Source organism: Hydrogenophaga sp. 70-12 (genome assembly GCF_001897365.1).
In the GTDB taxonomy this organism is placed as follows: Bacteria; Pseudomonadota; Gammaproteobacteria; order Burkholderiales; family Burkholderiaceae_C; genus Hydrogenophaga; species Hydrogenophaga borbori.
This window is the reverse complement of the sequence record NZ_MKSS01000121.1, coordinates 1-4392: the sequence shown is the minus strand read 5'-3', so window position 1 is coordinate 4392 and position 4392 is coordinate 1. Positions and strand designations below refer to the sequence as shown.

At 68.6% G+C, this 4392-nt stretch carries 6 protein-coding genes and 1 pseudogene; 5 read left to right on the top strand and 2 right to left on the bottom strand.

All coding sequences use genetic code 11. The features are described from left to right. Together BGO22_RS07745 and metW are read left to right on the top strand one after the other, a co-directional pair. Nucleotides 1-431, top strand: a pseudogene (locus BGO22_RS07745) (hypothetical protein); the annotation flags it as partial. Next, entirely contained in the window at nt 428-1009 is a 582-nt protein-coding gene (gene metW, locus BGO22_RS07740) for a methionine biosynthesis protein MetW (RefSeq protein ID WP_070399704.1), read from the top strand. The pseudogene BGO22_RS07745 and the gene metW, both read left to right, overlap by 4 nt. A 9-nt stretch (nt 1010-1018) precedes the next feature. On the opposite strand, the gene BGO22_RS07735 is transcribed toward metW, so the two are convergent. Beyond that, the gene (locus tag BGO22_RS07735; RefSeq protein ID WP_502686442.1) at nt 1019-1459 is read right to left on the bottom strand and encodes a transglutaminase domain-containing protein; all 441 of its coding nucleotides are present in this window, start codon (nt 1457-1459) and stop codon (nt 1019-1021) included. Here BGO22_RS07735 and BGO22_RS07730 point away from each other — a divergent pair. After that, a complete protein-coding gene (locus tag BGO22_RS07730; protein ID WP_502686441.1) occupies nt 1452-1607 on the top strand; it encodes a hypothetical protein in 156 nt (51 codons plus the stop codon). The two genes, BGO22_RS07735 and BGO22_RS07730, sit on opposite strands and share 8 nt — an antisense overlap. Before the next feature lie 9 nt (nt 1608-1616). Here the strand turns inward: BGO22_RS07730 and BGO22_RS07725 are convergent, their stop codons facing one another. Beyond that, complete coding sequence (locus tag BGO22_RS07725; RefSeq protein WP_286849900.1) at nt 1617-2276, bottom strand: transglutaminase-like domain-containing protein; 660 nt, start codon at nt 2274-2276, stop codon at nt 1617-1619. A gap of 207 nt (nt 2277-2483) precedes the next feature. Here BGO22_RS07725 and BGO22_RS07720 point away from each other — a divergent pair, with 207 nt between their 5' ends. Continuing rightward, nucleotides 2484-3011, top strand: a complete 528-nt coding sequence (locus tag BGO22_RS07720) for a chemotaxis protein CheW (RefSeq protein ID WP_070399706.1) — start codon at nt 2484-2486, stop codon at nt 3009-3011. A gap of 48 nt (nt 3012-3059) precedes the next feature. Then, nucleotides 3060-4392, top strand: a 1333-nt coding sequence (locus BGO22_RS07715) for a methyl-accepting chemotaxis protein (RefSeq protein WP_286849896.1), incomplete at its 3' end; no start/stop codon positions are given.

Genomic DNA, 4392 nt, shown 5'->3' with positions numbered 1-4392 from the left:
AGTTCCAGATCGAGAGCTACCTGCGCTACCAGGGCGACAAGTTCAGCGAGTACTTCGACGCCAACACCTACCTGCTCATCACGCGCGCGCTCGACTACTTCGACCCCGCGCGCGAACACGGTGGCCGGCTGGCGGCCGCGCTGGCGCGCGCGCAGGCCAAGTTCCTGCTCGTGAGCTTCAGCACCGACTGGCGCTTCTCCCCCGCGCGCAGCCGCGAGATCGTCAAGGCCCTGCTCGACAACCGCCGCGAGGTCAGCTACTGCGAGATCGACGCGCCGCACGGCCACGACGCCTTCCTGCTCGACGACCCGCGCTACCACGCGGCCGTTCGCAGCTTCTTCCAGCACACCGTTGGTGGGGGCGCGGTGGGCGCCGCCCGGCCACCCGACGGCGCTCACGCCGCGGCGCCCGGCGCGGAGGTTTCGCCATGACCGAACGCCATGTGCTTCACTCCATCGCACGCCTGGTGCCGCCGGGCTCGCGCGTGCTCGACCTGGGTTGCGGCGACGGCGCCATGCTGGCCCACCTGCAGGCCACGCGCGGCTGCACGGGCTACGGCGTGGAGATCGACGACGCCGAGGTGCAGGCCTGCCTGCAGCGCGGCGTCAACGTGCTGCAGCTCAACCTCGAAGAGGGCCTGACCATGTTCGGCGACAACGCTTTCGACGTGGTCCTGCAGATCGACACCCTGCAGCACCTGCGCAACGCCGAGACCATGCTGCGCGAGACCGCGCGCGTGGGCCGCATCGGCGTGGTGGCCTTTCCCAACTTCGCGCACTGGCCCAACCGCCTGGCCGTGCTGCAGGGCCGCATGCCAGTGACCAAACGCCTGCCTTACCAGTGGTACGACACGCCCAACATCCGCGTCGGCACCTACGCCGACTTCGAGGTGCTGGCGCGGCGCAACGGCCTCACGGTGGAGGATGGCTTCGGCCTGCACGAAGGCCGCGAGGTACGCGTGTTGCCCAACCTGATGGCCAGCACCGCGGTGTTCCGCTTCTCCAAGTAAAGGGCGGCCTCAGGGCGCGGCGTTCTCGCGCGCCGCGTCCTCGGCGAAGTCGCCTTCGGGCGCGGCCTGGCCGAAGCCCGGGTAGATCACCGCGAAGTCGGCGGTGATGCGCTCCAGCGGCAGGTCGTCGAAGCTGCCGCGCTCGTTCACATACTCCATGTGGCGTTGGCCGGCCCGGTCATAGGGGTGGTACAGAGAGTCGTGCACGCCGTCGAATTCCAGCGGCAGCAGGCCGAACTTCTCGCACAGGGACAGGTTGAAGGCCGGCGTGGCCTTGCGCCAGGCGCCGTCGATCCAGAGTTCGGTGTAGCCGTGCCACACGAAGACGTCGCTGCCCATGGTGCGGCGCAGTTTCTCGGTGCTCATGTGGTTCTTGACGTCGGCGAAGCCCAGCCGGGCCGGGATGCCGGCGGCGCGCGCCACGGCCGCCATCAGCACCGCCTTGGGCACGCACCAGCCATACCCCAGGCCCTTCGAGGTGCTGGCGCGGCGCAACGGCCTCACGGTGGAGGATGGCTTCGGCCTGCACGAAGGCCGCGAGGTACGCGTGTTGCCCAACCTGATGGCCAGCACCGCGGTGTTCCGCTTCTCCAAGTAAAGGGCGGCCTCAGGGCGCGGCGTTCTCGCGCGCCGCGTCCTCGGCGAAGTCGCCTTCGGGCGCGGCCTGGCCGAAGCCCGGGTAGATCACCGCGAAGTCGGCGGTGATGCGCTCCAGCGGCAGGTCGTCGAAGCTGCCGCGCTCGTTCACATACTCCATGTGGCGTTGGCCGGCCCGGTCATAGGGGTGGTACAGAGAGTCGTGCACGCCGTCGAATTCCAGCGGCAGCAGGCCGAACTTCTCGCACAGGGACAGGTTGAAGGCCGGCGTGGCCTTGCGCCAGGCGCCGTCGATCCAGAGTTCGGTGTAGCCGTGCCACACGAAGACGTCGCTGCCCATGGTGCGGCGCAGTTTCTCGGTGCTCATGTGGTTCTTGACGTCGGCGAAGCCCAGCCGGGCCGGGATGCCGGCGGCGCGCGCCACGGCCGCCATCAGCACCGCCTTGGGCACGCACCAGCCATACCCCAGGCCCAGCGTGGTGCTGGCGCGCATGCCGGCGGGCGAGAGGTCGATGCGGTAGGGGTCGTAGCGGACCCGGTCGCGCACGGCCAGGTACAGCGCCACCGAACGTTCGCGCACCGAGTCGCCGCGCGCGTGTTCGTGCGCAAACGCACGGATCGCCGGGTGGTCGCTGTCGATGGCGGGGGTGGGGTCGAGGTGGGTGGACATGGCCGGAAGTTAGCAGAGGCCGCGCGCCCCGGTGGCCGCCAGGGCGATCCGCCGAATGCTTTGGTACTCAGATAGACGCCAGGTCGCCGCACCGCTGCCCGATAGGCCCGGGTTTGTCGTCCTTTTTCCGACTTCAGACCACGCCGCCTCGGCCGATAGTCCCTTCACCCCTATTCCCATTCCTTTCTTGCAAGAGGACAGCCAGCCATGGACATGCGCAACGAAGCCACCCACATCGCCCGCGAAGACGGCGCGCGCTCCGCCGCCCAGGCCGCCGCCAGCGCGGAGTTCCTGACCTTCCGCCTGGGCGCGGAGGAGTACGGCATCGACATCCTGCGCGTACAGGAAATCCGTTCCTACGAGGAGCCCACGCGCATCGCCAACGCGCCGAGCTTCATCAAGGGCGTGGTCAACCTGCGCGGCGTGATCGTGCCGGTGGTGGACCTGCGCATCAAGCTGGGCTGCGAGAAGGTCGAATACAACGGCTTCACCGTGGTCATCGTGCTCAACGTGCGCGGCCGCGTGGTCGGCGCCGTGGTCGATTCGGTGTCCGACGTGCTGGAGCTCGCTGGCGACCTGATCAAGCCGGCGCCCGAGATGAGCGCCTCGGTCGACACCAGCTTCATCACCGGCATCGCCAGCGTGGGCGAACGCATGCTGATCCTCATGGACATCGAGGCCCTCATGTCCAGCGCCGACATGGGCCTGATCGAAGGCGCCCAGTCGCTGCAGTAAGCCCGACTCCGGCCCTCGAGGCCATCCCGTGGAAGGAGACACCAGACCATGTTCCCCGCCAAGAACACCCAAGAGAACAAGAGCGGCGCCTCGGTGGCACGCCGCCTGTCCCTGCAGGCCGTGGCGCTGCTGGCTGGTACGCTGGCCATCATCAGCATCAGTTTGGCCTTCGTGGTCGAAGGCAATTCGCGCACGCGCCTGGCCGACGCCGCCGGCGACAAAGCCGCGGCCCTGGCCGACTCGGTCGACGCCTTCGACGCGACGGCGCGCATGATGACCGAGCGGGCCTACCAGCCCTATCGCAAGAAATTCGCCGAGCATTTCGAGCTCGACGTCGCCAACGGCATGCTCAAGAGCTGGGGCATGCTGCTCAACGGCGACCACAGCGAGGCCGACTCCTTCCACCTGGCCAACGGCGGCGTGGCCACCATCTTCATGCGCAAGGGCGACGACTTCGAGCGGATCAGCACCTCGCAGAAGAAGGAGAACGGTGAACGTGCCGTCGGCACCACGCTGGCGCGCAACCACCCGGCGTACCCGCTGATGCTGCAGGGCAAGCCCTTCACCGGCCGCGACGTGCTGTTCGGCACCGCCTACATGGCGCACTACGAGCCCGTGAAGGACGCCGCGGGCCAGGTGGTCGGCATCCTGTTCATCGGCTTCGACATCCGCGACTTCCAGGCCTCGCTGGACAAGCTCGTGACCGACGCCACCTACTTCCAGTCGGGGGGCACGCTGATCATCGATCCGCGCGCGGCCAATGCCGAGGCCTTGTTCGTCTCGCCGCCCGCGCTGGCGGGCAAGAAGGTGCTGGAGGTGAACCCCGAGGCCGGCCCTATGCTGGACGAAATGCGCGCGGGTCAGGACGTGTTCGTGCGTCACGCCAGCGCCCTGCTGAACCCGCAGATCGCCCGGCCCTGGGCGGTCAAGCGAGACACCAGCGCCAGCGGCTGGTGGGTCATCGCCGAGGTGTCCGACGACGAGGCCATGGCCTCGCACTGGCGCATGATGTACCTGTTCTGGGGCCTGTTGCTGCTCACGACCCTGCTGCTCGGCGGCGGACTGTTCGTGCTGATCCGCCGCAGCGTGAGCGCGCCGCTGCGCGAGCTCACCAACGCCGTGACCACCGTGTCCCAGGGCGACCTCACGCAGGCCTTCCACACCACGCGGCGCGACGAGCTCGGCACGCTGGTGACCGAGGTCGAGGCCATGCGCCAGCGCTTCCTGGACATGATGCGCCAGCTGCGCACGGCGGCGGACAGCATCAACACCGCTTCGCGGGAAATCGCAACGGGCAACCAGGACCTGAGCGCGCGCACGGAGCAGACGGCGAGCAACCTGCAGGAGACGGCGGCGAGCATGGAGCAGCTGACGGGCACGG